The organism is Mesorhizobium sp. M0676 (assembly GCF_040320535.1).
In the GTDB taxonomy this organism is placed as follows: domain Bacteria; phylum Pseudomonadota; class Alphaproteobacteria; order Rhizobiales; family Rhizobiaceae; genus Mesorhizobium.
This window is the reverse complement of sequence record NZ_JAMYPU010000003.1, coordinates 191,359-215,087: the sequence shown is the minus strand read 5'-3', so window position 1 is coordinate 215,087 and position 23,729 is coordinate 191,359. Positions and strand designations below refer to the sequence as shown.

The following is a 23,729-nucleotide window of genomic DNA, read 5'->3' as shown; positions in this document are numbered from 1 at the left end:
CGCCATGTTGGACAAACCTGCCTCGGCTCTGCGCCTTCGCGAACGGCTGCTCGATTCAGAACGGCTGATGGAAGAGACCGGCTGCTATGACGGCATCACCGAGCTCACGCTACGCAACCAGGACCCGCTGAAATTCGAGACGCTGCACACCAAGCTGCGCGCCTATTGCGTCTCGGCCCGCGAAATGGCCCGCCGCATCTCGGCCTCGCCCGGCGTGCGCGAAGTCGGCGAAATGGTGGTGGCGATCTATACGCCCGAGGGCGATGCGATCGCGCTGTCCAACGGCATCATGGTCCACGTCCACACGATGAGCCGCTTCATCAAGTGGATGATCAAGAACGATTACGAGGAAAACCCGAAGATCCGCGAAGGCGACATCTTTGCCAACAACGATGCCTTCATCGGCACCGTGCAGGTGCCCGACGTCATGGACGTGGTGCCGATCTTCCATGAAGGCACGCTGGTCGGCTGGGCAGGTGCCGTCTGCCATGAGCTGGAGGCCGGCGGCATCACGCCCGGCGGCGACGTCTGCCTGGCGCAGGAGCGCTTCACCGAAGGCCTGTTCGTCTGCGCCGAAAAGATCGGCGAGAATGACGAGATCCGGCGCGACTACGTCATCCGCTGCGAGCGCAATCTGCGCATGCCGATCTACTGGGTGCTCGACGAGAAGGCCAAGGTTGCTTCCTGCATCGACATGCGCGAAAGCGTCAAGCAGTTGATCTCGGAGATCGGCCTCGACTACTGGATGAAGGTATCGAAGGAGTTCATCGAGGAGGGTCGTCGTGCCCAGCTCGCCCGCACCCGCCAGCTCACCGTGCCCGGCATCTATCGCGGCCACACCTTCTATGGCCATGTCACAGCGGGCAAGCCCGGCTTCCAGCTGCTTGGCGATCCCGACTGGCTCTACAACATCCCGATCGAGATGGAGATCACCACCGACGGCAAGATCACCATGGACTTCGAGGGCACGCAGCCCTGGGGCTACCATTCGATGAACTGCACGCCGGCCGGCATGGATGGAGGCATGTTCGTCACCTTGACCCAGCACATGAATTTCGAGGGCCTGGTCAATGACGGCGCCTGGATGGCGACCGAGCTGAAGCTGCCGCACGGCACCTGGACCAACCCCGACAATGAGATGGTGGCGACCGCCACATCCTGGGCGCTGCTGCTGCCGGCCTATGGCGTGTTCCAGCGCCTTTTGTCGCGCGGCTTCGTCGCGCGCGGCTTCGTCGAGGAAGCCTTCGTCGGCCAGGTCAACAGCCCGATGATCGAGATGGGCGGCGAAAGCCAGTACGGCACGCCGTTCGGCATGGCGCATTTCGAATGCGCCGCCGCCGGCTCCGGCGCGCTCGCCATCGCCGATGGCCTCGACACCGCCTATGTCGGCTGGAATCCAGAATCCGACATGGGCAACATTGAGGTCTGGGAACAGTCGATGCCGATGGTCTATATCGGCCGCTCGATCATGCCCAATTCGGGCGGCGCCGGCAAATATCGCGGCGGCTGTTCCTTCGTCTCGACCTGGCTGATCAACAAGACCTCGCACCTGCGACTGCACACTTCGGAACACTCCTCGCGGGTATTCGACAATGGCGGCATGTGCGGCGGTTATCCCGCGCCGACCTGCCAGAAGCATCGCGCGGTGCGCAACTCCAACATCCACGAACTGGCGGCAAAAGGCGAACCGCTCGCGCATGCCCCAGGTATCGATCCGCATGTCTCCGACTACGAGAAGAACATCGGCGGCGACCATGCCGTGGTCGAAGGCCCCTACATCACCTCGCCGCACAAGTGGGGGGACATCTTCAGCCATTCCTACAATGGTGGCGGCGGTTATGGCGACGTGCTGGAGCGCGATCCGGTCAAGACCGCCTGGGATGTCGAGAACGGTTTTCTCACCCGCCAGACGGCCATCCAGATTTTCGGCATCGTGCTGAAGGACGACGCCGAGGGTTATCCGGTTGCCGATATCGATGCCACGGTCGAACGCCGCGCCGCAATGCGCAAGGAGCGTCTGGCCAAGGCGATCCCGGTTTCGGACTGGATCGCTGCCGAACGCGGCCGTGTCGAGAAGGCCGACTTCGCGCCCGAGGTGAAGAAAATGTACGCCAGCGCGATCAAGCTGTCGTCGCGCTTCACCAGGGATTTCAGTGATTTCTGGGCCGTCGACGCCAAATCAATCTTCATGGCGGGAGCAAAGCGATGACCTCATACAGCAAGGAAGTCCTCGGCGATCTCTCAGCCGGCAAGCTGCCCTGGCCGCAGACAAAGCGCATCATGAGCGCCTACAAGGACGACGACCGCTTCTTCAAGATGCTCGCCGTCTATCAGGACCGTGTCGCCTGGAAGGACCCGATCCTGCTGCCGGTCTCGGATCACCTCTTCATCTGCCAGAGCGGCGACGAGCGCATCACCCGCTGCGAATGCGGCCACTCTTTCGGCGACTATCGCAAGAACTGGAAGCTCAAGGCTGCGATCAACGTGCGCAACACCGAGGCAGCGCTGCGCGAGATCTATCCCAATAGCGATATCCCCGATCCGCAATGGATGGAAATCCGCGAATTCATCTGCCCGCAATGCGGCACCATGCACGAGGTCGAGGCGGCAGCACCCGGCTACCCGATCATCCATGATTTCGAGCCAGATCTCGAAGGCTTCTACCGCGAGTGGCTGGGCAAACCGCTTTAGCGAAACTCGATGTTACGGCCGCGTTGCCGGCAAGGTAGCGCTCCTAGCCGGCGACGGACTATGAATAAACGCATCGTACGTCGCATCGGAGACTGCCCACCATGACAGACCTTTCCGGCCGCAGCGCCATCGTCACCGGCGGGTTTTCCGGCATGGGTTTCGCCATTGCTACGGCCCTGGCGCAAGCCGGCGCCAATGTCGCCGTCGGCTCCTACATCGCGCCCGCCGGCGCCGACAGATCAGACGCCGCCTACTATCCCGGCGCCGATGAACTCGAGCGCGTACGGTTGGCCCTGTCGGCACACGGCACCAGGGTTTGTGCCGCCCATCTCGATGTCCGCGACAGCGAGGTGACCAACCGGTTTGCAGCCGACGCGCAGGCCGCCATCGGCCCGGCCGACATACTGGTCAATGCTGCGGGCACCACCGCCGAACAGCCGGTCTGCGGCCATTCCGACGCGCTGTGGGACAAGATCGTCGACACCAATCTCAGCGGAGCGTTCCGCGTCACCCGAGCTGTGCTGCCCGGCATGATCGAGCGCGGCTGGGGCCGTATCGTCAACATCGGCTCGACGGCGGCTTCCGTCGGCTGGAAGGACAACCCGGCCTACTGCGCCTCGAAGGCCGGGCTGCTCGGCCTTACCCGCTGCGTGGCGCTGGAAGGCGCCGCGCACGGTGTCACCTGCGTCATGATCAGCCCCACCTGGGTCGAGACCGAACTGATGCGCCGCAACGTGGCGCAGGTCGTCGAGCGTGAGGGCAAGGGCAGAACCGCCGAGGAAGCGGTGGCCGAGATCGCCAAGGGCAATCCCCAGCAGCGCCTGGTGCAGCCGCAGGAGATTGCGGCACTAGCCGTGTTCCTGTGCTCGGATCTGGCCAAGGGCATCACCATGGAAAACATTCAGGTCACCGGCGGAGCGCTGTGGTAGCGGTCACCGTTTGAATTTTCGAACGAGCGAGCCGTATTAACGCCATTTGTCGGTTGCATGGTCGTTTTGGCTCTGCCCGCGGCAACTTTATCCCTCGCGGCAAATTTACCATTGAGTGACAGGCGATAGAGGTTATATTGTGCGCTGCACAATGGATGCCCGCTGATCGGGTCCGGCAAGGGCAGGTTCCGGCGATGGCGCATGCAAGGGCGGACCTGACGCAGAAAAGCCGACCATGGGCGCTTCAGCCCAGCCGAAAGGCGGTAGCATGAGAAATCCGGTACGGATATGAAGATCCCGAAATCCATTCTGATCGATCCGGACAACAACAAGGCCTATGCCGCCTTCGCCGTTGCGGTGTCGGTGTTTGCCTTCGCCTACTCCACCAATTTCGGCCAGATCCTGATCCTCGCCTACTATCTGGTATGGCTGCCGCTGCTGTTCGTCGATTATCGGCGTTTCGCCCGCGATCTCTCCAGCGCCTGGCTGCCGCTGCTGTTTGCGGCCTATGTCTGCCTGTCGCTGTTCTGGTCGCAAGCGGCCGGCACCAGCGCGCGGGCGGGGCTGCAATATTTCTCCCACATGCTGTGCGCCTACATCGCGGCGCGCACCATCAGCACGCGCACGCTGGTGCTGGGCTCGCTGATCGGCATCTTCATCGTGCTGCTGTATTCGCTGAAGGTTGGCGCCTATGCGCTCGACACTATCGACGGCACCACCAATTTCGTCGGCGCCTTCGGCTCCAAGAACCAGATCGGCTTCTTCGCCTCGCTCGGCATCTTCTTCTGCTTCGCTTTTCTGGCCTTCTACCGGCGCAACTGGATGAGCTTCGTCTGGACCGCGCCGATCATCCTGCTGTCGGTCTATATGCTGGCGATCGCCCACTCGGCGACGTCAGTCGCTTCGCTTCCGGCGGTGATCGGTGTCGTTGCTTTGCTTGCCATGAGCAAGGTTCTGTCACGCCGCTACCGCCGCGTGCTGTTCGTCGTCGGCGCTACGGCGCTGGTCGGCGGTGTGATGGCTGCGCTGAACCTTGGCCTGCTCGATGTCGTGCTCGGCATCTTCGGCAAGGATTCGACGCTGACCGGCCGCACCTATCTCTGGGAACAGGGCTGGGCCGCCGCGCAGCAGCGTCCGGTGCTCGGTTATGGCTATGCCGCCTACTGGATCCAGGGTTTTGCCGATCCGGAACGGCTCTGGGCCGAGTTCTACATCTCCACCCGCACCGGCTTCCATTTCCACAACACCTATATCGAGACGCTGGTCGAGCTCGGCTTCATCGGCGTGACGATGCTGGCGCTGATCATCCTGCGCTCCTTCTGGGGCCATGTTTCGAAGGTGGTGTTCGGTGACTGGAGCGCCGATTCAGTGGTACTCGCCGGCGCGGTCGGCATGATGCTGATCCGCTCCTTCTTCGAGGTCGAGATCCTCGGCCCCTATTTCATGGCCTCGTTCATCGTCTATTACGGCCTGTTCAAGTTGCGCCCGGTGCCGCTCGCCAGGGCAAGGCGGGCCTATGTTCCGGTGCCGGACGAGAACACCGCCAACGGCCGCATGCCGGCGCGCGTCTGACTTGCTTATCTCAGGCGACGGCGCGCTTGCGCAGCATCAGCCGCTGCAGGAAGCGGCGCAACGGCTCGTCATAGACGCGCGTGGCGATGTCGGCGATGACGATGACCGAAACCGCCATGACGATGCCGAACCAGGGATGATGCGCGAACGGGTCGATCGCTGCGGCCTTGCCCGCCCCGGCGATGATCATCAGCAGCGGCGTGTGGATGATGTAGATCGGGTAGGAAATCCGCCCCAGCCAGCCATAGAGGCCTGACAGGCGCGGCGCCGTCGTCGCAATAGTGCCGACCACCACCAGCGCCGGGAAGACCAGGACGACGCAGGCGAGATCGTAGGCGACGCGCGCGCCGCCGGCCGGCGCGATGGCAAAGACGATGAGCGTCAGCGCGATCGCACCCTCGACCCACCAGCCGCGCCGCAGGAAGCCGAGGGCGCTTTGATAGCGTGTCATGGACCGGCAAAGCAGCACGCCCAGGAAGAACGAGAAACAGACGCGCGGCAGGCCGCTGATGATGGTCGAGCCGGTCATGCCGAAGTCGAGCGTGCCGGCAATGATAGAGGCGACCACCAGCAGCACCAGGCTGACGGCGATGAGCACGCTCAGCACGCGTTTCGTCAGCAGGAAGAAGACGGCGACATAGGCGATGTTGACGATCAGCTCGAAGAACAGCGACCACGACGCGGGGTTGAGCGGAAAGATCGTGTGATAGGCATCGCTGACCAGCGGGATGAAGAACATGCCGGTCGTCAGCATGGTGCCGATCTCGGAGATCGGCATGTATTCCGCCGGAATCAGCCGGTTCTTGACGACGAGATAGAAGAAACCGAGCAGCGTGCCGGCGAGGTAGAGCGGGTAGAGGCGTATCAGGCGGATCGCCACGAACGTGCCGAAGCCCATGCCGTTTTCGATCTTGCGGTCATAGGCATGCGCGATGACGAAGCCGCTGAGCAGGAAGAACAGGTCAACCGCCAGATAGCTCGACGGCAGCACCTTGCCGGCGGCCAGGAACGGCGAGAAGTGGTAGAGCATGACGCTGATCGCCGCGACGCCGCGGATGGCATCGAGATTGAGGTAGACGTGGCGCGGTGCGGCGGGCTGCATGGAATGCCTTCAAGCGGTCGAAAAACGGAAGTTCCCGCCCGCACCCTGGCGCGAACGAGCCGAACTGGTTCCTCCCGCCTCCATCGCGCGGGCCTCGCCGAGCGAGCCCGAGCGCTAGAGCAATTCCGGGAAAAGTGGGAAACGGTTTTCCGTCCGGAATTGCTCCAAACAAACAGGTTACTGGCTGGCCGTCGGCGCCAGCTTCACCTTGATGACGTCGCCCGGCAGCACCGGCGTATCTTCCTTGGCGTCGATCTCGCTGGTCTTGCCGTCGGTCACGCGCACCAGCGAATAGATGAGCGCCGGCTCTTCATTGTTGTTTGTGATGGCGGCGGTCGTGGCCGGGTCCGATGCTTGGGCCATCAGGCCCTGTTGCATGTTGACCCTGAGTGCGGCTTCGTTGAGGTCTGCTTCGACCTGCTGCCGGTCGGCGGCAAGTCTCGAGTTCAACGTGTTCTGGGCATCGATGGCATCCTGCGTCGCCTTGCTGACCGACTGCTTGGCGGTGAGGACCGCCGTCTCATAGTCCAGGATCTTGCCCTGCAGATCGGTGACCGACTGTTGCGAGGAAAGCAGGCGTGCGTTGGCGACTAGGCCCTTTTGCGCCAGCGGACCGATACTGTCCGCCTGCTGCTGCGCCAGGTCGACCTGCTTTTGCTGGTTGACGATCTTTTTCTGCAGCGCCTCGATTTCGGACTGCAGGACCCCTTTCAGATCGTCAAGCGCCTGCAGCTTCAGCTTCAACGCTTTCTGGTCGGAGATCAGGATCTGCATTTCGTCGGCGACGATTGTCGCCAGGCGCGGGTCGCCCTCGACTTCCTTAGGCGCCTCGAAACTCTCCTTGCCGGCGAGATCGGCATCGATGCGGGCACGCTTGACGATCAACCGCACGCGCTGGTCGTCATAAATGTCGAAATTGCCCTTGGCGGTGATCAGGTCCTTGCCGAGCTGGGTGCCCAAATCGGCGTTGCGCCGGATGCCGCCGGCGATGCTGATCGCCTTGAGCACGGTCAGCTCCGGCACATAGGGAAACTGGCCAGGCGTCTGGATCTCGCCCGAGATGTAGAACGGCCGAAACTGCACCATTTCCACCGAGGCTTCCGGCTTGTCCGACAAGGCAAGCTTGCGCTGCAGGGCGACGCTGATCGCGGCCGCAACCTCCGACGTGGTCTTGCCGGCGGCCGGCAGTTCGCCGACGAACGGCACCGACAAATTGCCGGCGGGGCCGACCGAATATTCTCCGTTTACCGCCGACCAGTCACGAAACGTGCCTTCCACCGTCTGCCACTCGGCGACGCGGATGTTGAGCTTGTCCTGCGAGCCAAGCCGGTACTCGTCGGCCATGGCTGGAACCGCGAGCGACAGTGCGAGGCACGTGGCGACGAGCCGTGCCGGCCGCATCGGGCCGGCAAGGCGAAAATACGCTGATATGTCTGTTTTCAACTGACGTTTCCGATCCGTTTTGGCCCCATCCGCCCGATAGGCCTGCTGCCGAGTGCCTCCTTCGGAACCTGGCAGAACACTATGGCTGCAATGCGAGACCGGCCCATCGCCGAATAGCTTTGGACCGGATTGGCTTCGGGCCGTGCCGGCCCGATTGCTGACCAGTTGCGGTCGGTCAGTAGGAACCGCGCGACATCCACACCGCAGGCACGGTCTTGAGGATGATGCGAACGTCTTCGAACAGCGACCAGTTCTCGACATAGTGACGGTCGAACGCGACGCGACTGTCATAGGAGACATCGTTGCGTCCGCTGACCTGCCAGAGCCCGGTCAGGCCCGGCCGCGACTTCAAATAATAGACCGCGGCGCTGCCGTAGATCTCAAGCTCGTCACGCACCACCGGGCGAGGCCCGACAAGGCTCATATCGCCCTGCAGGATGTTGATGATCTGCGGCAGCTCGTCGAGGCTGAGCTTGCGCAGAACGGCGCCGACGCGGGTGACGCGCGGATCGTTCTTCAGCTTGCGGGTCGCGATCCATTCGGCGTTGGCTTCCGGATTGGCCGCGAGATAGGCGGCCAGCACACGTTCGCCGTCTTCGACCATGGTGCGGAACTTGAGGCAGGGGAAAATCCGCCCACCGCGTCCGATGCGCTTGTGGCCGTAGAAGATCGAGCCGCCGTCGGAAAGCTTGACCAGAAGGGCCACCATCAGGAACAGCGGGCTAAGCGCCACCAGGCCGACAAGTGAACCGAAAATATCGAAACTGCGCTTCAGCAGCCCGCCGATGGGTGGCGGAAAATCTACGCCGACATGCGAAAATGCCGCATTGGCCGACTTGGCAACGTCCCTCATGCAAAAGCTCCATACGTTGAACGGATGGTTTATGCCACGATACCAAAAAAATGCTGCAGCGCAACACACAATTTCCCATATGGCTGAAATAGTCACGTCAGGAATTGACTAAATAATAAACGCTCCTTGCCAAAATTTTGCCCTTTATGGCGGGTTTGTGACGACTAATCAGCAACCGTAGGAAATGTAATGCCTTTTTTCGGCGGGTTTTGGGCAAATCGTCCTTTGCCGCAGAGGAAACGGCTTTAACTGATTTTCGAATCACTGGCTTTGCTAAATTAATCAAGTAAAATACTAATCAACATTGTAGATTCTACTGTAGTATAAAGCGCATGACGAGTTAGGCCACCACCCCTGCGTGTGCATCGCAGCATGGCGGAGTCCAAGCCGCCGCCAAGCCGAAAATTATTGCTGGTTGCCCTTGCCGTCAGTTTCGCGCCTTAATAGAGTCGCAAATTATTCCTGATAGAGTCTGGATGGGTTGGGAAGGCCGGAAGCAACCGGCCGAAAAAGAGCAGCTAAATAAGCTCGCATGGCGAATGGGGAGATACTCGGGTGGGTAAGTCATCGCTTTTGCATGCTCGGGCCGGTTGACGGGCCGCCGAACATGTCACTACCAAAATTCGTCATTGGAATGGTTTTCGCCCTCGCGATCGTGGTCGCGTGGTCCTATGTCGACGGCGCGACGGTCACCACAACGGTGCTTCGCGTCATCGGCTGCGCTGTCCTCATCCAAATCGGTTATTTCCTGCTGGTGTATGTGATGATCGCCAGGAGCGCGCCGACATCGGCCGACAGGGCTCGTGACGCCGAAAGAAGCCTCGGCGCCGACAAGGCGGTTGAAGGCGAGAAGCTCTCGGCGAGGCGCAGCGTGCATTGAACAGTCTGAAGCCGCAAGGTCGGCCTCGGATCATCTTGCAGCCGGACTCAGCCTGCTTCGGCCGGCTCGGGTTCCGATTGCTCGCCTGAAAGCATTTTCGACAGGCGGCTGCCGGCCTTCGCTTTCAACCTCTGATATTGCCCCACTTCGACGATTCGTCCGTTTTCGACTGCAACCACCCAGTCGGCGAAGGCGATCATCGATGGCCTGTGCGCAATGGTCAGGATCGTCATCGATCCGCGCAAGCCGTCGATCGATTTGGCGATCAGGGACTGGTTCTGCCAGTCGAGCGCGCTGGTCGCCTCGTCGAGAATGAGCAGCGAAGGTTTGCGCAGCAGCGCGCGCGCCAGCGCGATGCGCTGGCGTTCGCCGCCCGAGAGCCGGACGCCGCGGTCGCCGACCACCGTGTCGAGCCGCAACTCCAGCCGCTCGACGAAGTCGGCGCCATGCGCAGCGCGCAGTGCAGTCCACAGCTCCGCGTCACTGGCTTGCGGCGCGGCAAGGCGCAGATTGGCGGCGATCGTATCGTGCAGCAGGAACACGTCCTGCGGCACATACGCCACCTGGTCGCGCCAGCGCCGGCGGTTGGCGGCGCCGATCTCGACGCCATCGGCCAGGATCTTGCCCTCGCTCGGTTCGAGCAGGCCAAGCAGCATGTCGGCAAGCGTGCTCTTGCCCGAGCCTGACGGACCGATCAGCGCCGTTACCTTGCCGGCGGGAAGGCCAAAGGTGACATCGCTCACCACCGGCTTGCCGCCGGCCTCATAGGCAAAGGAGACATTGCGGATGTTGAGCCCGACATCGAGCGACAGCTTGGCATCCGATTCGAGGTTTGCCGGCTCGCGTTCGGCATCGAAACGCGCCTGCATGTCGCGCATCGAGGCATAGGCCGGCAGGTTGATCAGCACCTGCTGCGCCTGCATCTGCATGTCCATGAAACGCGGCGCGATGCGCATGAACACCAGAAGCAGGACAACGATCTCGGCCAGCGAGAGGTTGAAGCGGACCAAAGCGACATAGATGAACAGGCTCAGACCAATGACGCTGGCGACCTGGAACAGAGCGGTGCCGATGGTGCTGTTGCGCACATAGTTGATGTTGTCGGCCTTCATCTTCTCCAGCGTCACGCGAAGCTGCGCGTAATAGGTCGCCTCGACATTCAGGCTCTTGGCCACCTTGATGCCGCCGAGGAACTCCGAGACCGTTCGGTACTGCTCCTGGCGATTGCTGGTCAAAACCCGGCCGAAGGCGCTGGCTCGTGCCCGAAACGGCTGCAGCGCCAGGAAGGTGACGATGCCGACGACAATGGCAAACGCCGTCATCACTGGCGAAATGAACAGCGAGACAACGAGATAACCCGCCAGAAGCACGGCGATCTGCACCAGCATCAGCAGCGAGAACGCCGCCGACTGCACGCGGTCGATATCGCCGGTCAGCGCATGGTCGAGATCCGAGCTGCGCATGCGCGCGAATATCCCCCACCGCGCCTTGCCGATGCTCTCGAACAGGTTCATACGCAGGCGATTGATGAAGTCGAGCAGCAGCCGCGCCATGTAGACGGATTTATAGCGGTTGAACGCCGCCTGCAGCGCGACAAGCCCGACCAGCAGGCAAAGCACCGTGGTCAATTGCAGCGTTCCGTCCGGCGCCAGCCAGCGCACCCAGTCGCGGTCAGGCAACCTGACCGCGAAATTCTGCTCGGGTCGCCCAACCAGATGCAGCAGCGGCACCAGAAGCAGGATCGAGATGCCTTCGGTCAGGCTTCCCAGGATCAGGAACAGCAATGCCGTGAAGGTCCTGCGCCCGCCGATCCGGGCCATGGCGGCGCCGAAACCGGCGACATCGCGGTAAAACGAAAAGCGCAGGATCTGCGATGCGGACATGTCAGTCACCGCGGCCCTTTGTCGGCCGCCAGATCGTTTTCGATCAGGGCGACGGCTTCGCCGATACGGTCGAGCCCGGTGGGCACTTCGAGGCGACAGACGCCGATCTGGCTGGCCAGGGCGGCGCATTGGCGAAGATGTGTCGTGGCAAAATCGCCGACCAGGGCTGGACGGCCGAAACGCGTCACATAGGAAAATTTGATGATTGCCGGCAGGGCGCCGATGCCTGGCAGCGGCGTGATCGCTGCTTTGTCGCTGCGCTCGAGGATATAGATCCGGGTCGCCGGCACCGCGTCTGCCGCAAATCCGGCGTGCAGGCGATGCTGCATCTTGTCGATCGCCGCATGCACCTGCGGGCGTATTTCTGCCTGGCGGATGGGAAACGCGGCGGCCGCATCGGCGGCGAGTTTCAGCTGCGGAAAGCCCGGAACGATCATCGGGCGGTCCGTGAGATCGAGCGCCACGACATCGTCGGTCAGCAAGCGATGGCCGGCCCGGATCATCGCGCTTGCAATCGTCGATTTGCCGGCGCCCTTGTCGCCCATGAAGACCGCGCTCTTGCCGCCGACCGCAATGGCGCTGGCGTGCAGGATGAGCAGGCCGCGCTGGTGCAGGAGCAGTGCCATGACCGGACCGAGCAGCGGAAACGCCAGCAGCGCGTCGACGACATTAGGCGCCGGCTCCACCTCGATGCGGCAGGCATCGGTAATCAGGAACGCGCCGACCGTCTGCCATGCCAGATATTGCTGCCGCGCCTCGAAGCGGAAAGCAGTTCCGGTCTCGGGCGAGGGTTTTGGCAAGTCGATCGGGCCGACTGTAATCACCACATCGACCGCCGCCGGCGCGCTCGGCTCCAGCTCGGGCAATTCGACTTGCGAGCTGATCGTCAGGCCATAAGCCCTGTAGAAGTGTTGCGCGCGAGCCTTGGGATGGCAGGCATCGCGGATCGAATCGGCGGTGAGTGGCATGTTGGCCGGTGTCATGCATGGCTCCCGCGCTGTTCCACCTGCCTTAGCCACAGCGACAACGCGATCGAACGCCAGACATACTGGACATCGGGCAGGGTGGCTTCGTCCGGTTGCCGAGCGATGCGGCCATAGGCGGCGGTCACCTCAGGCAGGTTGACGTAAGGGGCGATCCGCGCCGCATCTTTCACTAGCACCTTGTCCAGGAGATCGCGGTGATTGCCGAGCATGCCTTTGACCAAATTGGAGGTGAAATCGATCTTGTCGCGCCGCCACTGCACCGCCGGCGGCAGGATACCTTCCATGGCGCGGCGCAACACCGAGCGGCCAAAACCACGGTTCAGCTTTTCTGCGCCGGGCAGCGCCAGGCAGAACTCGACCAGCGGCTTGTCCCAGAAGGGGTAGCGCGGCTCGACGCCGAAATTGGCGGCGGCCTTGTCGAGAACCTCGAAGGCGTGCGGCACCATGCCGTTCGACAGCAGCCAGCGATGGGTCAAGGTCTCGCTAGCGCTGACGGCGGGCGGCATATAGCCGGCCCTGCGGAACCGCTCGACGAGGTCGGTGCGCATCGCCAGGTCCGGATTGATCAGGCCGCGCCAGCTCGTCGCCGGCCGCCCAGTTGGATGGCGCCGCAATTTGCCAAGCACGCGGTTCGCGAACCGCTTGATTCTCGCGATGCGCCAGGCCGGTCCGTAAAGGGTAAGGAACTGGTAGTAGAGGCCGAGCATGCCGTCGCCATAGGTGTTGGAGGCGCTGCGCAGCTCGCGCCACAGCTCCATCCATTTGCCGGCGTCGGCGAGTTCGTGCAGATGGCCGTGGCCTTGCGAAACCACCTCGTCGCCACCATGGCCGTCCAGCAGCACCTTCATGCCCTTGGCGCCGGCCGTCCTGTAGATGTCGCGGGTCAGCGACAGGCCGGGGGCCAGGAACGTTTCTTCCTGCTCCTCCAGAATGCGTTCGAATTCCGCGAAGGGCGCGTAGTTGCCGACGGAAATCAAAGTGCCGTCGACCTTCTCCTGTCCAAGCACTGCCTCGATGAAAGGCCGCTCGTCCATCGGCGAACCCCTTTCGAACACCAGCGAGAAGGTCGGCAGCCTCGGCTTGCGCTGCGCGGCATTCTGAAGGCCCGCCACGCAGGCGATCGAGGAGGAATCGAGGCCACCGCTCAGCATCGCCCCGACCGCCCGCGTGCCGCGCATGCGGTTGCGGACCGATTGCGAAAACAAATGCCGGAATTCCTCGGCCGTATCCGATCGCATCGGCCTTGGCGAGGGTTCGATCTGCCAGTAGCGGCGCAACACCACCTGGTTCCCGGTCACCGTCAGGCTATGGCGCGCCGGCAGGCGGAAGATATCGGCATAGGCAGTCGATTGCGGATCGTCGGGCAGCCCGGCGAGGAAGCCGGAAATCTGGTGTTCGCTGATGCGCATGTCGACGCCGCCGACATCGAGGATCGGCCCGATCTCGGAAGCAAAGACGAAACGCCGGTCGCTCGAATGGTAATAGAAGGGTTTGACGCCGAAATGATCGCGCACGCAAAACAGCTGCCGGCGCTCGGCGTCCCAGATGGCAAAGGCGAAGTCGCCCTGCAGATGTTCGGGACAGGCTTCGCCCCAGCGCAGATAGGCGCGCATCACAAGCACGGCGTCGGCAACCGAATTGTCCCGGATGCCGAGCCTGGCCAGCAATTCGTCGCGATTGTCCAGCCGGCAGTCCGCGGTGATCGCGAGCTTGCCGCCGGCCATGGTCAGCGGGCCGGGGCCGGCTTCATCGGTGGTGTTGAGCCAGGCGTGCCCAAGAACGACGCCCTCGTCCATCCACCACGAACTGCCGTCAGGCGCGCGATGTTGCATGCGGGCAAGCATGCGCTGAATGTCGGCCGCGGCGGCCGGCTTGCCTTCCTGCCTCAGCAGAATTCCGGCGACGCCGCTCATCGCTCACTGGCCGTGGTCGACGAGATGGTTAAACCCGCCAAGCGAGCCGCCGAGCACGATGTGGTCGCCGCTGACCAGCCAGGCATGCGCCTTCAACTCGGTGCCGGTATCGCGCTCGATGCCGATGCGGATTTTTGAGGCGTTGCCCTGGCGGGCAAGCAAATACTGGCCGGAAAGCGCTTGGGTCAGACAGCTTGCGCCAGGCACCAGGCGGGCAGCCGCAGCCACGCCCCAGGCGACACGCCTGAGATCGCCGATGTCGGCCGGTTCGCGCGCGTCGAACCGGGTCACCATGCCGCGAATCCTGTTATAGGAAAGCAGCGTCAGCCCCAGCCGCACCACCACGACCACCGCAAGGCAGTGCGCGAGAAAGAGCATCTCCGGCCCGCTCAGCGAGAAAGCTCTAGACAAGTTCCTCATCATGGAGCCTCGCAAGCCCGGCGTCCGCCAAGCCCTTCAACAATCCATCGACATCGGCCTTGCAGCGTTCCGGATCGACATTGTAGCGGTCCAGCACGGCGCTGCGGATTTCGGAAATCGGCCGCGGCTCCTGGATCAGCTCCCAGATATAGGCGCCGACGCTGTTCAGGCTGTAATAGATGTTGGACCTCATATCGAGCAGCGCCAGGCCGTTGCCAAATTCGCAGGCCACGGCATCCTTGCTCGCGCTGACCCGATCATGGTCCGAGGGGTTCCAGTCCATTCCTAAACCTCACTCACAACACCAACGCTTCGGCAATTCCGGACAAAGACGCGAGAGCCGGGGTTTGACCCCCGACTCTCCTTAGTGCGCTCTGTTTGCAGAGTCCGGACTTTGTCACCCCAACGAGAGAAGACTCAGGAGAAGGTGAGTTCGCCGACCGGCGTATGTGCCGGAAACGAGGCGTCGAGTGCCGTAGTACCGCTACCGCCTTGCGTGATGGTCTCGATCGAGCCGTGGACCGTCAGGCTAGGGGTTTCGTACTCATGCTTTTCAACATTCTGTTCCAATTTACTCTCCACTTGTGGACTGGAAGCGGCCTGTCGATTGCCGGCAGCGAGCTATTGCTGCACCGCAATAGCTGCATGGCAGCATTTATGAGTCAAGCCTGATTTACCCGCCGTTAATCAATTCTCGGTTTCGGTTGCCTTCAATGGTGATCAAAACCGCTTGCATTTTCACAGCCTAGGCGATTTCAGCGGAGTGTCCGTGGTGCTTAACTAAGAAACTGATTTTACTACGTTAAATTTTCCCGTCGAATGCTCGTCATTTAGGCGCTAACGCGTTCCCACAAGATTGTTGCTGACGCGCCGGGCACAGGCTCCGATCAGGCGACGCCTTGCATCACGTTGTACGACTGTGTCGTTAGACGCTCAGGTTGCAGGAAAATTGTCTCCAAAGGAAAAACTGGACGCGGCGCATGAATTTGGCGATGCTTTGCTTCGCAGTTGCAATATAACGCGCCTGGCGAATTTTTTGCGGAGATGCTGCAGCATATGGCATTGCAGGAAGGGACCTTCGAAAGGTTGCGCGCCGCTGGCTGCGCCGACGAAGTGGCCTATGTGCAGGCTTGCCTGCGGCTGTTCTTCGCCTCCAGGGCGAGCCCCAGCGCCGCGCCTGCACCGGCCATCTCCGTTGCCGATGTTTGCGACATCGCCAGGCTGAACAAGGTCGCCACCTTCATGCTGAAGGCGCTGTCGCGCCCACCGGCGGGCGAGACGCCGCCGGGATTGCTCGAGTGGCTCGACACTTATCGCCGGCGCACGATTGCGATGAACTCGTCCGGCATCATGGATTCGATGGCCATCGACAAGGCGCTGCGCGGCAGCAGCATCGATTTCGTCTTCCTGAAGGGCCCCCTCCAGCAGCAACTGCTCTATGGCGACCATTTCATGAAGCCGTCCGGAGATGTCGACATATTGGTGTCGCCGGCCGGCTTCTTTAGAGCTCGTGATGCGCTGCGCTCGATCGGCTACGAGGTCGCCGGCAAGTCCCGCTCCGTCTGGTGGGTGCGCTTTCTGGGCGAGCAGCACATGGTTCGCAGCCAGGGTCGGAAATTGTCCACCGTCGATCTCCATTACCGGCTCCAGCAGCCGGGATCGCCCAGCCCGCGCGATACGGAAGGGTTCCTGCGCCGCAAGCGCGCGCTTGCGATCGCCGGCTCCAGCGTGCCGTTCATCTCGGCCTCCGACACTTTGCTTCTGTCCTGCATCAGTGTCGCAAAGGCGCTGTTCAACCGCGAGCCATGCGCGGGCTATGTCTGCGATATCCGGGCCGCTGCCGGTCGGCTGAGCGAGGCCGAGCAGCAGACTGTGCTCGACTACGCGGCCGAGCAGGGGCTGGCTGACACCCTGCTGCTGGGCCTGCGCGCCGCCGATGTGCTGCTTGGTGGCGCCGGCACGCTGCTGTCGGATCGGGCCACCAGGATCCTGTCACGCATCGGCAATGAAGACCTGTTCCACATGGTCATCGCGCCGTGGCTGTCGTCGCTCCGATGGCCGCAACGGCGCACCGTTTTGTGGGAACTGTGCGGCCGCGAACCTGTCCGCTACCTGACCGAGGCCGGCTGGGCCGCGTCAGCCGACCTCAGCCGGCGGATTTTCGAGCGGGAAAGCCGGTGACGATGAGGGTCGTCATGCAGCAGGCAGATAACGTTCCGTTCCGATCCGCTGGGGATGGATCGGGGGATGGATCGGGGTCCGGCGCCGCGCGCCGGGAGGGCGAGGGGCCTCGCGACACTTTATGCAATCGAAAGGCCACCCTATGTCCATGACAGAATCCCGGGTCTGCGTGATCATCGCGGCGCGCAACGCGGCCCGGACCATTCCCGCAGCCATCGCCTCGGCGCTGCGCGAGCCGGAGGTGGCGGAAGTCGTTGTCGTCGACGACGCCTCCACCGACGACACCGCAAAAGTGGCCAGCGCTGCCGACGATGGCAGCGGTCGGCTTTCGGTCATCCGGCTCGACGTCAATCGCGGCCCGTCCTTCGCTCGCAATGCCGCCATTGCCGGGTCGAAATCGCCTTTCATCAGCATTCTCGACGCCGACGATTTCTTCCTTCAGGGACGGTTTCGCCAGCTGTTTGCCAGCACCGACTGGGATTTCGCCGCCGACAACATCATGCTGATCCGTGACGATACGGCGACCGACGTCTCTAAGATCGTCGCCCCGTCCTTTTCGGCGGACCCGGAATTCCTCGACTTCGAGCGGTTCATCGAGGGCAACATCTCCAGACGGCGTGTCCAGCGCGGCGAACTCGGCTTTCTCAAGCCGGTGATATCAAGAGCTTTCCTCGACAGGCATGGGCTGCGTTACGACGAGAACCTGCGTCTCGGCGAAGATTATGAACTGTACGCCCGCGCCTTTGCCCTTGGCGCACGCTTCAAGGTCATCCGTTCCTGCGGCTATGGCGCGATCGTGCGCGCCGATTCGCTGAGCGGGCGCCACAAGACACAGGATCTGAAGCGCCTCGCCGATGCGGATCTGGCACTGCTCAAGATCGACAGCCTGCCGGAAGGCTCCAAGGCCCTGCTGCGCAAGCACGAGCGGCATGTGCGTGACAAATACCGGCTGCGCAATTTTCTCGATGTGAAGGCCGAGCGCGGCATGGCGTCTGCCGCCGCCTACGCGCTGGCCAGCCAGTCGAACTTCATTCCCATCGTTGTCGGCGTGGCCGCCGACAAGCTCGATGCGTTGTTTCGCCACGCCGGTCTGCCCCCGCGGCAGCAGCCGGTGCCGCCCTTGCGCTTCCTCATGGCCGCTACCAGCACGGCGGCGCAAAAGTAGGCTCCGCCAAGTCCGGGACGGCGGCCGCAAGGCTGAAAAAATTGCCTTTCTGAAACTCGGAGGTTGCCTACACGCCCCGACGATGGCACTGTATGTTGCGGTGCAGCAATTTTGGAAGGCCAACCGGATGGCTTCAATTTTCGGCTTCAGGTCCAGGGACCCAGCGCGCGACAAGCAGACCGATCTGGCGCGTTTCGACCGTCTGGCAAAGCTGTTGGATCAGATCACGGCCGAGATTGCGGCCGAGAAGACCGGGTTGGAGGCCCGCTACCGGTCGAAGTCCACCAACGCGGCCTTCCTGGTCGAGTCGATGGAGAACGGCTCGGCGTTGGCAAGCAAGCTGTCGGAAGTCGGCGAGCTGACGAAGTCCATCCTGAACTGCGAACAGCGCATCGCCGAGCTGGTGCGCCAGACGAGCCGGATGAAGGAACTGCGTCATTCACTCGACGCGATCGTCGGCGAGGATGGCCAGAGTTCTGACTCGCACGGGGAATATGTCAAACCCGCAGGTCGCTTCGGCTGAATACGGTCACACGAGACACAGAAGAGAAAGTTCGGGGACGGAGGATCGGGATCGGCCCGTTAGCAATGTGGGCCAATCGGTGACTTTGGGTTGGGGCGGAACAGCACAAAGGTGAATTGATATGAACGCAGATCCGAAGACGACGCCCATGGCGGCAATCGATGCCATGATTTCGACGCGGCCAAATCGGCCAATGCGTCTTGTAAACCCAACGCGTCTTCTATCCATTGGTGCGCTTCTGTTGGCGGCAGCCGCAGCTCTGCTCGGCGCCGCCCACCCCTCCCGCGCCCAGGACGCCTCCCCGGAGATGCAAAGCGCACCGTCCTTCGTCGACGATTTCAAGAGTTTCGATCGTTCGCGCTGGTATGTCTCCGACGGCTGGTCGAACGGCAATCACCAGAACTGCACCTGGTCGAAAAGCCTGGTAAAAGTTTCCGACAACATGCTGACGCTCGGCTTCGAAAAGCGCAAACTGAAGGACCGCGAGTTCGCCTGCGCCGAGATCCAGACCAAGCAGCGCTTCGGCTATGGGACCTATGAAGCACGGATGAAGACCGACACCGGATCCGGTCTCAACGCCGCTTTCTTCACCTATATCGGCCCTGCCGACAAACAGCCCTGGTATGAGATCGACTTCGAGGTGCTGACCAAGGATACATCCAAGGTGCAGGTCAACAGCTACATCGCCGGCAAACCCAAAAACGAGAAGCTGGCCGAGGTCGAAGGCGGCGCCGACAAGGGCTTCAACGACTATGCTTTTATCTGGGAAAAGGACCGGCTGCGCTGGTACGTCAACGGCAAGCTGGTCCAGGAAGTGACCAATCCCGAGCAATTGCCGACCCACTCGCAGAAGATATTCTTCAGCCTCTGGGGCAGCGACACGCTGAAAAACTGGATGGGCGCCTTTTCGGACCCCGGCCGCCAGGTGACGATGCAGGTGCAGCGCGTCGCCTTCACCGCACTCGGCCAGCCGTGCCAGTTTCCGGAATCGTTGGCATGCAGTGTAAGCAGCATAAAGTAATCTGAACCGGCCCGGCCATATAAGGCCAAAGGGCGTGAACAGGAATTAACCCGAATGAATTTGACGGTCTTTGGAATTGGCTATGTCGGTCTCGTGCAGGCCGCGGTGCTGGCTGAGGTCGGGCACCAGGTGGTGTGCGTCGATGTCGATGAAAAGAAGGTCGAGCGGCTCAACCAGGGCCTGGTGCCGATTTTCGAACCGGGACTGGAGGCCCTGGTCAAGGAGAACCACGCCGCCGGCCGCATCAAGTTCACCACCGATGCCGCCGCCGGCGTCAAGCATGGCGAGATCCAGATGATTGCGGTCGGCACGCCACCCGGCGAAGATGGTTCGGCCGACCTCAAATATGTGCTGGCGGTGGCCGAGACCATCGGCCGCGAGATGGACGGTCCCAAGATCGTCGTCGGCAAGTCGACCGTGCCGGTCGGCACCTGCGAAAAGGTGAAGGCCAAAATCGCCGCGACGCTGAAGGCGCGCGGGCGCCAGGACCTGGCTTTCGACGTCGCTTCCAATCCTGAGTTCCTCAAGGAGGGTTCCGCCGTCGCCGACTGCATGAAGCCTGACCGCATCATTGTCGGCACCAACAGCGAGGGCACCGAGGCGGTGATGCGGGAGCTCTACGCGCCGTTCAACCGCAACCACGAGAAGATGATCGTGATGGACGTGCGCAGCGCCGAATTCACGAAGTACGCCGCCAACTGCATGCTGGCGACCAAGATCTCCTTCATGAACGAAATGGCCAATCTGGCCGAGCAGCTCGGCGCCGACATCGAGGAGGTACGCAAGGGCATCGGCTCGGATCCGCGCATCGGCTACCACTTCATCTATCCCGGCCTCGGCTATGGCGGTTCGTGCTTTCCCAAGGATGTCCGCGCGCTGATCAAGACCGCCGAAGGTGTCAAGTTCGACGCCAAGCTGCTGCGCGCCGTGGAGGAGCGCAACAATGCCCAGAAGTCGGTGCTGTTCGACAAGTTGCACCGTTATTTCAAGGGCAGTCTCAAGGGCAAGACCTTCGCGCTCTGGGGCCTCGCCTTCAAGCCCAACACCGACGACATGCGCGAGGCGCCGGCGCGCGTCCTGATGGAGGCGCTGTGGCAGGCCGGCGCCAATGTGCAGGCCTACGACCCCGAGGCGATGCAGGAATGCCAGGCCATCTACGGCCTGCGCGACGACCTTTTGTTGTGCGGCACCAAGGAGGCGGCACTGCGCGGCGCCGACGCGTTGCTGATCGCCACCGAATGGAAGAGTTTCCGCGCCCCGTCCTTCGACGCGGTGAAGGATGCCCTGACCACGCCGGTCATCTTCGATGGCCGTAACCTCTATGATCCCAAGGTCATCGCCCGTCACGGCATCGAGTATTTCTCGATCGGCAGGATGGCGGCGTGAAGGCAGGGCGGCACAACGCGGAGCCAGGTTCATGAAAGTTCTGTTTGCAGGCGGCACCGGCTACACGCCGCAATTCAGCGGGGGCGTCCAGTCGAGCACCCACCACCTGGTCGAGCAATTGCGCGAAAACGGTCACGAGGCATCCGTTCTGGCAGCGCTGTTCGGCGACGGCATGTTCGGCTTCAGGGCGCGCGCCAAGATGAAGCTCCTTCGTCAGCGCGCGGTCATCGACAATTTCCCGGGCTATCCGGTTGTACGGGCGTGGTTCCCCTGGGAAGCGGCCGACTTCGCCGTCAAAAAGTTGAGGCCGGATGTCGCGGTCGTGCAGTGCCACAATTCGGTGCCGATCGGCAGAGAGCTGCAGAGGCTTGGCGTGCCGCTGACCGTCTATCTGAGGAATGTCGAATTCGACGAATTGGCCGGCGATCTGCGTGAGCTCCATTCGGCGGTCTATATCGCCAACTCCGAGTTCACCGCGCGCGCCTATAAGGCAAAATTCGATATCGATTCGACGGTTATTCCGCCGACCATCAATCCCGCGTTCTACAGCACACCGACGACCGGTGAATTTGTCACGCTCATCAATCCATATGAGGAAAAAGGCTTCGATCTTGCGGTGCGCATTGCCGCCGCCTGTCCCGAGATCCCGTTCCTGTTCGTCGAAAGCTGGAAGCTCGACGACGATCATCGAGCCCGGATCGAAGCAACAATCTCTCCCCTCCAGAACGTCAAGCTGGAAAGCCGCACCAGCGACATGAAGACGGTCTACGGCCGCACGAAAATCCTGCTTGCGCCCAGCAAATGGGAAGAAGCCTGGGGCCGGGTGGCCTCGGAAGCGCATTGTAGTGGCATTCCCGTGGTCGGCTCGCGGCGCGGCGGTCTGCCGGAAGCGATCGGCGCCGGCGGCGTGGTACTGGACTACGACGCCCCGCTCGCCGACTGGGTCGCAACGATCAGGCGGCTGTGGAGCGATGAGGCCGAGTACAAGCGGCTGTCAGCGACAGCACGTCAGTTTTCGGAGCGGCGGCAGATGAACCCCGACAGCCAGTTCGCAACGTTCATGGGCGTTCTCGACCGCGCAAGACGTGTCGGTTTGGAGCGCGCAGCCTAAACGCGTCGTGTTGCATTTCAGCTGAGACGCTGCACGACCGTGGTCGCGCAAAGTTCCCGTTAGCCAGGTCCAGGCGTCGTGCGCCCGTCCGGATCACTTTTAATTGCTGCAGTGCAATATTTTGTGGCACTGCAGCAATCAACGTGTATTCTGCCTGTCTACATTAGGGCTTGTGCGATATGGACCGCTTGGTCCGAGCAAGCCCCAACCTTATGGGCGGGTCATGCGCGTGGGCTTTGTCGTCGGCGAATTCCCTCTGCTTTCGGAAACCTTCGTCGTGGACCAGATGGCTGGGCTGCTGGCGCGGGGCTTTCAGGTCGAAGTGGTCTGCGAAAAGATGCAAGGTGACCACCGAATTGACCGGCAAAGCGAGCCGATGGCGACGCTGCTCGCCAGAACCCGACATTGGTGGCGATGGGCCGCTGTAATCAGCAAATTTGTACAGCGTCTGCCGCCGCGTCTGCGATACAAGGCCTCGACCGTTCTCGACATCGCCTTTGCACGCCGCCTGAACCGCTGCGACGTGATTGTCGCCCACTTCGGACAGAACGGCGAGAGAGCAGCCGCACTGAAGAAATGGAAGGTGCTCAAACCACCGATCATAACCATCTTTCACGGCGCGGACGTGGCGATCCCGGCGCGGCAGGCAGTGCTCGCGACACAATATGCCGGGCTGACCAAGCATGGGACCCTGAACCTGCCCGTCAACGATTACTTCCGCACGATGCTGCTGGAAGCCGGCCTGTCCCAGGCGAGCACGACGGTCCACCATATGGGAATTGACACCCGCGAAATCGGCTATCGCTGGGAATCGTGGGAAGGCACCCAACTGGTCGTGACGACGGTTTGCCGCCTGGTCGAAAAGAAAGGCGTCGAGTTCGCCTTGCGAGCCCTGGCCTCCCTCAAGGCCTCCCAGCCGCAGCTAGACTGGCGTTACGACATTGTTGGCGACGGTCCTCTGCGGATGAATCTGGAGAAGCTGGCCGTAGAGCTGGGCTTGGCTGGTCGCGTAACATTCCTCGGCAGCCTCCCTCACGCAGAGGTGAAAAGACGGCTTCGCATGGCGCATCTCTTTTTGCTGCCAAGTATCACTGCCAGCGACGGGGATATGGAAGGCATTCCGGTCGCGCTCATGGAGGCCATGGCCGCCGGATTGATTGCGGTCAGCACGTATCATTCGGGAATCCCGGAGCTCATCAAGGATGGGGAGACGGGGTTGCTTGCGCCCGAGCGAGATATTTCAGCGCTTGCCGGCAAGCTTACCTGGGCCGCGGAGCACCCGACCGAATGCGAGCGTATCGCGCTTGCCGCACGCCGCAAAGTCGAGGAGGACTTCAACGCAGATGTTCTGAATGAACGTTTTGCGCAGATCGTTACCCAACTGGCCACATCGAGCCCTGCGCATGCACCCACCGGTCATGTCGGCGTTTCCGAGGGCTTGGCGGATCCTTCATCTGCCGGCTGACACTGCTCCTCTGCGTTTGATCGGCAGGCACGCCAAGCTGAGGGAAATCTTGCTACACTGCACCAAAAATGTTGCAGTGCAGCAAGACCTGTACTAACGTTCCTGCGGGTGGGCCAACAGCGGTAGAGTTCCATGCTGCATGTCTTGTGCTTCCGCCACCCTGTCTTCGGCCCGGCTTTTGTCAAAGGGACACCGGCTCCCCGGA

The 23,729-nt window shown here is 62.1% G+C and carries 21 protein-coding genes; 12 read left to right on the top strand and 9 right to left on the bottom strand.

Annotation, left to right across the window (positions count from 1 at the left end; all coding sequences use genetic code 11):
• Positions 1-4: 4 nt before the first annotated feature.
• From NKI35_RS04960 to NKI35_RS04945, 4 genes are all read left to right on the top strand, one after another.
• The gene (locus NKI35_RS04960; RefSeq protein ID WP_352738855.1) at positions 5-2,209 is read left to right on the top strand and encodes a hydantoinase B/oxoprolinase family protein; all 2,205 of its coding nucleotides are present in this window, start codon (positions 5-7) and stop codon (positions 2,207-2,209) included.
• Positions 2,206-2,691, top strand: a complete 486-nt coding sequence (locus NKI35_RS04955; protein WP_352738853.1) for an acetone carboxylase subunit gamma — start codon at positions 2,206-2,208, stop codon at positions 2,689-2,691. The genes NKI35_RS04960 and NKI35_RS04955 overlap by 4 nt, the downstream gene beginning before the upstream one ends.
• 101 nt (positions 2,692-2,792) lie before the next feature.
• A complete protein-coding gene (locus NKI35_RS04950) occupies positions 2,793-3,620 on the top strand; it encodes an SDR family NAD(P)-dependent oxidoreductase (protein ID WP_352738851.1) in 828 nt (275 codons plus the stop codon).
• Between the two features lie 288 nt (positions 3,621-3,908).
• On the top strand, positions 3,909-5,192 hold the full coding sequence (locus tag NKI35_RS04945; protein WP_023689977.1) for an O-antigen ligase family protein: 1,284 nt from the start codon (positions 3,909-3,911) through the stop codon (positions 5,190-5,192).
• Between the two features lie 10 nt (positions 5,193-5,202).
• Here NKI35_RS04945 and NKI35_RS04940 read toward each other — a convergent pair whose 3' ends face one another.
• From NKI35_RS04940 to NKI35_RS04930, 3 genes are all read right to left on the bottom strand, one after another.
• The gene (locus NKI35_RS04940; RefSeq protein ID WP_352738849.1) at positions 5,203-6,294 is read right to left on the bottom strand and encodes an acyltransferase family protein; all 1,092 of its coding nucleotides are present in this window, start codon (positions 6,292-6,294) and stop codon (positions 5,203-5,205) included.
• Between the two features lie 177 nt (positions 6,295-6,471).
• Positions 6,472-7,695, bottom strand: coding sequence for a polysaccharide biosynthesis/export family protein (locus NKI35_RS04935; protein WP_032904309.1), 1,224 nt, complete (start codon positions 7,693-7,695; stop codon positions 6,472-6,474).
• Positions 7,696-7,912: 217 nt separating this feature from the next.
• Complete coding sequence (locus NKI35_RS04930) at positions 7,913-8,590, bottom strand: sugar transferase (protein ID WP_023668816.1); 678 nt, start codon at positions 8,588-8,590, stop codon at positions 7,913-7,915.
• Between the two features lie 607 nt (positions 8,591-9,197).
• Between NKI35_RS04930 and NKI35_RS04925 the strand changes: the two genes are divergently transcribed.
• Positions 9,198-9,470 carry an exopolysaccharide production repressor protein gene (locus NKI35_RS04925; RefSeq protein ID WP_023668815.1) on the top strand — a complete coding sequence of 91 codons (273 nt, stop codon included), beginning with the start codon at positions 9,198-9,200 and terminating at the stop codon, positions 9,468-9,470.
• A gap of 47 nt (positions 9,471-9,517) precedes the next feature.
• Here the strand turns inward: NKI35_RS04925 and NKI35_RS04920 are convergent, their stop codons facing one another.
• From NKI35_RS04920 to NKI35_RS04895, 6 genes are all read right to left on the bottom strand, one after another.
• A complete protein-coding gene (locus tag NKI35_RS04920) occupies positions 9,518-11,353 on the bottom strand; it encodes an ABC transporter ATP-binding protein (RefSeq protein WP_352738847.1) in 1,836 nt (611 codons plus the stop codon).
• Positions 11,354-11,358: 5 nt separating this feature from the next.
• Positions 11,359-12,336 (bottom strand): phosphoenolpyruvate carboxykinase (ATP), encoded by a 978-nt coding sequence (locus NKI35_RS04915; RefSeq protein ID WP_352738846.1) that lies wholly within the window; start codon positions 12,334-12,336, stop codon positions 11,359-11,361.
• Positions 12,333-14,252: a lasso peptide isopeptide bond-forming cyclase gene (locus NKI35_RS04910; protein WP_352738844.1), complete on the bottom strand. Its 1,920-nt coding sequence runs from the start codon at positions 14,250-14,252 to the stop codon at positions 12,333-12,335. The genes NKI35_RS04915 and NKI35_RS04910 overlap by 4 nt, the downstream gene beginning before the upstream one ends.
• A gap of 3 nt (positions 14,253-14,255) precedes the next feature.
• Positions 14,256-14,630, bottom strand: coding sequence for a lasso peptide biosynthesis B2 protein (locus tag NKI35_RS04905; protein WP_023684235.1), 375 nt, complete (start codon positions 14,628-14,630; stop codon positions 14,256-14,258).
• A gap of 25 nt (positions 14,631-14,655) precedes the next feature.
• Positions 14,656-14,955, bottom strand: a complete 300-nt coding sequence (locus NKI35_RS04900; RefSeq protein WP_352654632.1) for a PqqD family protein — start codon at positions 14,953-14,955, stop codon at positions 14,656-14,658.
• 134 nt (positions 14,956-15,089) lie between these two features.
• Positions 15,090-15,242: a lasso RiPP family leader peptide-containing protein gene (locus tag NKI35_RS04895; protein WP_023684233.1), complete on the bottom strand. Its 153-nt coding sequence runs from the start codon at positions 15,240-15,242 to the stop codon at positions 15,090-15,092.
• 486 nt (positions 15,243-15,728) lie between these two features.
• Between NKI35_RS04895 and NKI35_RS04890 the strand changes: the two genes are divergently transcribed.
• The 7 genes from NKI35_RS04890 (at position 15,729) to NKI35_RS04860 (ending at position 23,524) form a co-directional block, all read left to right on the top strand.
• A complete protein-coding gene (locus tag NKI35_RS04890; protein WP_352738841.1) occupies positions 15,729-16,853 on the top strand; it encodes a nucleotidyltransferase family protein in 1,125 nt (374 codons plus the stop codon).
• Positions 16,854-16,995: 142 nt separating this feature from the next.
• Positions 16,996-18,018 (top strand): glycosyltransferase family 2 protein, encoded by a 1,023-nt coding sequence (locus NKI35_RS04885; protein ID WP_023742531.1) that lies wholly within the window; start codon positions 16,996-16,998, stop codon positions 18,016-18,018.
• A 127-nt stretch (positions 18,019-18,145) separates the two neighbouring features.
• Positions 18,146-18,541, top strand: coding sequence for a cytochrome P450 family protein (locus NKI35_RS04880; RefSeq protein ID WP_352738967.1), 396 nt, complete (start codon positions 18,146-18,148; stop codon positions 18,539-18,541).
• 121 nt (positions 18,542-18,662) lie between these two features.
• Positions 18,663-19,562, top strand: coding sequence for an endo-1,3-1,4-beta-glycanase ExoK (gene exoK / locus NKI35_RS04875; protein WP_352738839.1), 900 nt, complete (start codon positions 18,663-18,665; stop codon positions 19,560-19,562).
• A 54-nt stretch (positions 19,563-19,616) separates the two neighbouring features.
• Complete coding sequence (locus NKI35_RS04870; RefSeq protein ID WP_352738837.1) at positions 19,617-20,948, top strand: UDP-glucose dehydrogenase family protein; 1,332 nt, start codon at positions 19,617-19,619, stop codon at positions 20,946-20,948.
• 31 nt (positions 20,949-20,979) lie between these two features.
• Complete coding sequence (locus NKI35_RS04865; protein ID WP_023668804.1) at positions 20,980-22,059, top strand: glycosyltransferase; 1,080 nt, start codon at positions 20,980-20,982, stop codon at positions 22,057-22,059.
• Between the two features lie 223 nt (positions 22,060-22,282).
• On the top strand, positions 22,283-23,524 hold the full coding sequence (locus NKI35_RS04860; protein ID WP_023736210.1) for a glycosyltransferase: 1,242 nt from the start codon (positions 22,283-22,285) through the stop codon (positions 23,522-23,524).
• Positions 23,525-23,729 lie beyond the last annotated feature (205 nt).

What these genes read in the sequence shown, in the direction of transcription:
- NKI35_RS04960 (WP_352738855.1), top strand. Translation starts at nt 5, where the DNA reads ATGTTGGACAAACCTGCCTCGGCTCTGCGCCTTCGCGAACGGCTGCTC.
- NKI35_RS04955 (WP_352738853.1), top strand. Translation starts at nt 2,206, where the DNA reads ATGACCTCATACAGCAAGGAAGTCCTCGGCGATCTCTCAGCCGGCAAG.
- NKI35_RS04950 (WP_352738851.1), top strand. Translation starts at nt 2,793, where the DNA reads ATGACAGACCTTTCCGGCCGCAGCGCCATCGTCACCGGCGGGTTTTCC.
- NKI35_RS04945 (WP_023689977.1), top strand. Translation starts at nt 3,909, where the DNA reads ATGAAGATCCCGAAATCCATTCTGATCGATCCGGACAACAACAAGGCC.
- NKI35_RS04940 (WP_352738849.1), bottom strand. Translation starts at nt 6,294, where the DNA reads ATGCAGCCCGCCGCACCGCGCCACGTCTACCTCAATCTCGATGCCATC.
- NKI35_RS04935 (WP_032904309.1), bottom strand. Translation starts at nt 7,695, where the DNA reads ATGCGGCCGGCACGGCTCGTCGCCACGTGCCTCGCACTGTCGCTCGCG.
- NKI35_RS04930 (WP_023668816.1), bottom strand. Translation starts at nt 8,590, where the DNA reads ATGAGGGACGTTGCCAAGTCGGCCAATGCGGCATTTTCGCATGTCGGC.
- NKI35_RS04925 (WP_023668815.1), top strand. Translation starts at nt 9,198, where the DNA reads ATGTCACTACCAAAATTCGTCATTGGAATGGTTTTCGCCCTCGCGATC.
- NKI35_RS04920 (WP_352738847.1), bottom strand. Translation starts at nt 11,353, where the DNA reads ATGTCCGCATCGCAGATCCTGCGCTTTTCGTTTTACCGCGATGTCGCC.
- NKI35_RS04915 (WP_352738846.1), bottom strand. Translation starts at nt 12,336, where the DNA reads ATGACACCGGCCAACATGCCACTCACCGCCGATTCGATCCGCGATGCC.
- NKI35_RS04910 (WP_352738844.1), bottom strand. Translation starts at nt 14,252, where the DNA reads ATGAGCGGCGTCGCCGGAATTCTGCTGAGGCAGGAAGGCAAGCCGGCC.
- NKI35_RS04905 (WP_023684235.1), bottom strand. Translation starts at nt 14,630, where the DNA reads ATGCTCTTTCTCGCGCACTGCCTTGCGGTGGTCGTGGTGGTGCGGCTG.
- NKI35_RS04900 (WP_352654632.1), bottom strand. Translation starts at nt 14,955, where the DNA reads ATGGACTGGAACCCCTCGGACCATGATCGGGTCAGCGCGAGCAAGGAT.
- NKI35_RS04890 (WP_352738841.1), top strand. Translation starts at nt 15,729, where the DNA reads ATGGCATTGCAGGAAGGGACCTTCGAAAGGTTGCGCGCCGCTGGCTGC.
- NKI35_RS04885 (WP_023742531.1), top strand. Translation starts at nt 16,996, where the DNA reads ATGTCCATGACAGAATCCCGGGTCTGCGTGATCATCGCGGCGCGCAAC.
- NKI35_RS04880 (WP_352738967.1), top strand. Translation starts at nt 18,146, where the DNA reads ATGGCTTCAATTTTCGGCTTCAGGTCCAGGGACCCAGCGCGCGACAAG.
- exoK (WP_352738839.1), top strand. Translation starts at nt 18,663, where the DNA reads ATGAACGCAGATCCGAAGACGACGCCCATGGCGGCAATCGATGCCATG.
- NKI35_RS04870 (WP_352738837.1), top strand. Translation starts at nt 19,617, where the DNA reads ATGAATTTGACGGTCTTTGGAATTGGCTATGTCGGTCTCGTGCAGGCC.
- NKI35_RS04865 (WP_023668804.1), top strand. Translation starts at nt 20,980, where the DNA reads ATGAAAGTTCTGTTTGCAGGCGGCACCGGCTACACGCCGCAATTCAGC.
- NKI35_RS04860 (WP_023736210.1), top strand. Translation starts at nt 22,283, where the DNA reads ATGCGCGTGGGCTTTGTCGTCGGCGAATTCCCTCTGCTTTCGGAAACC.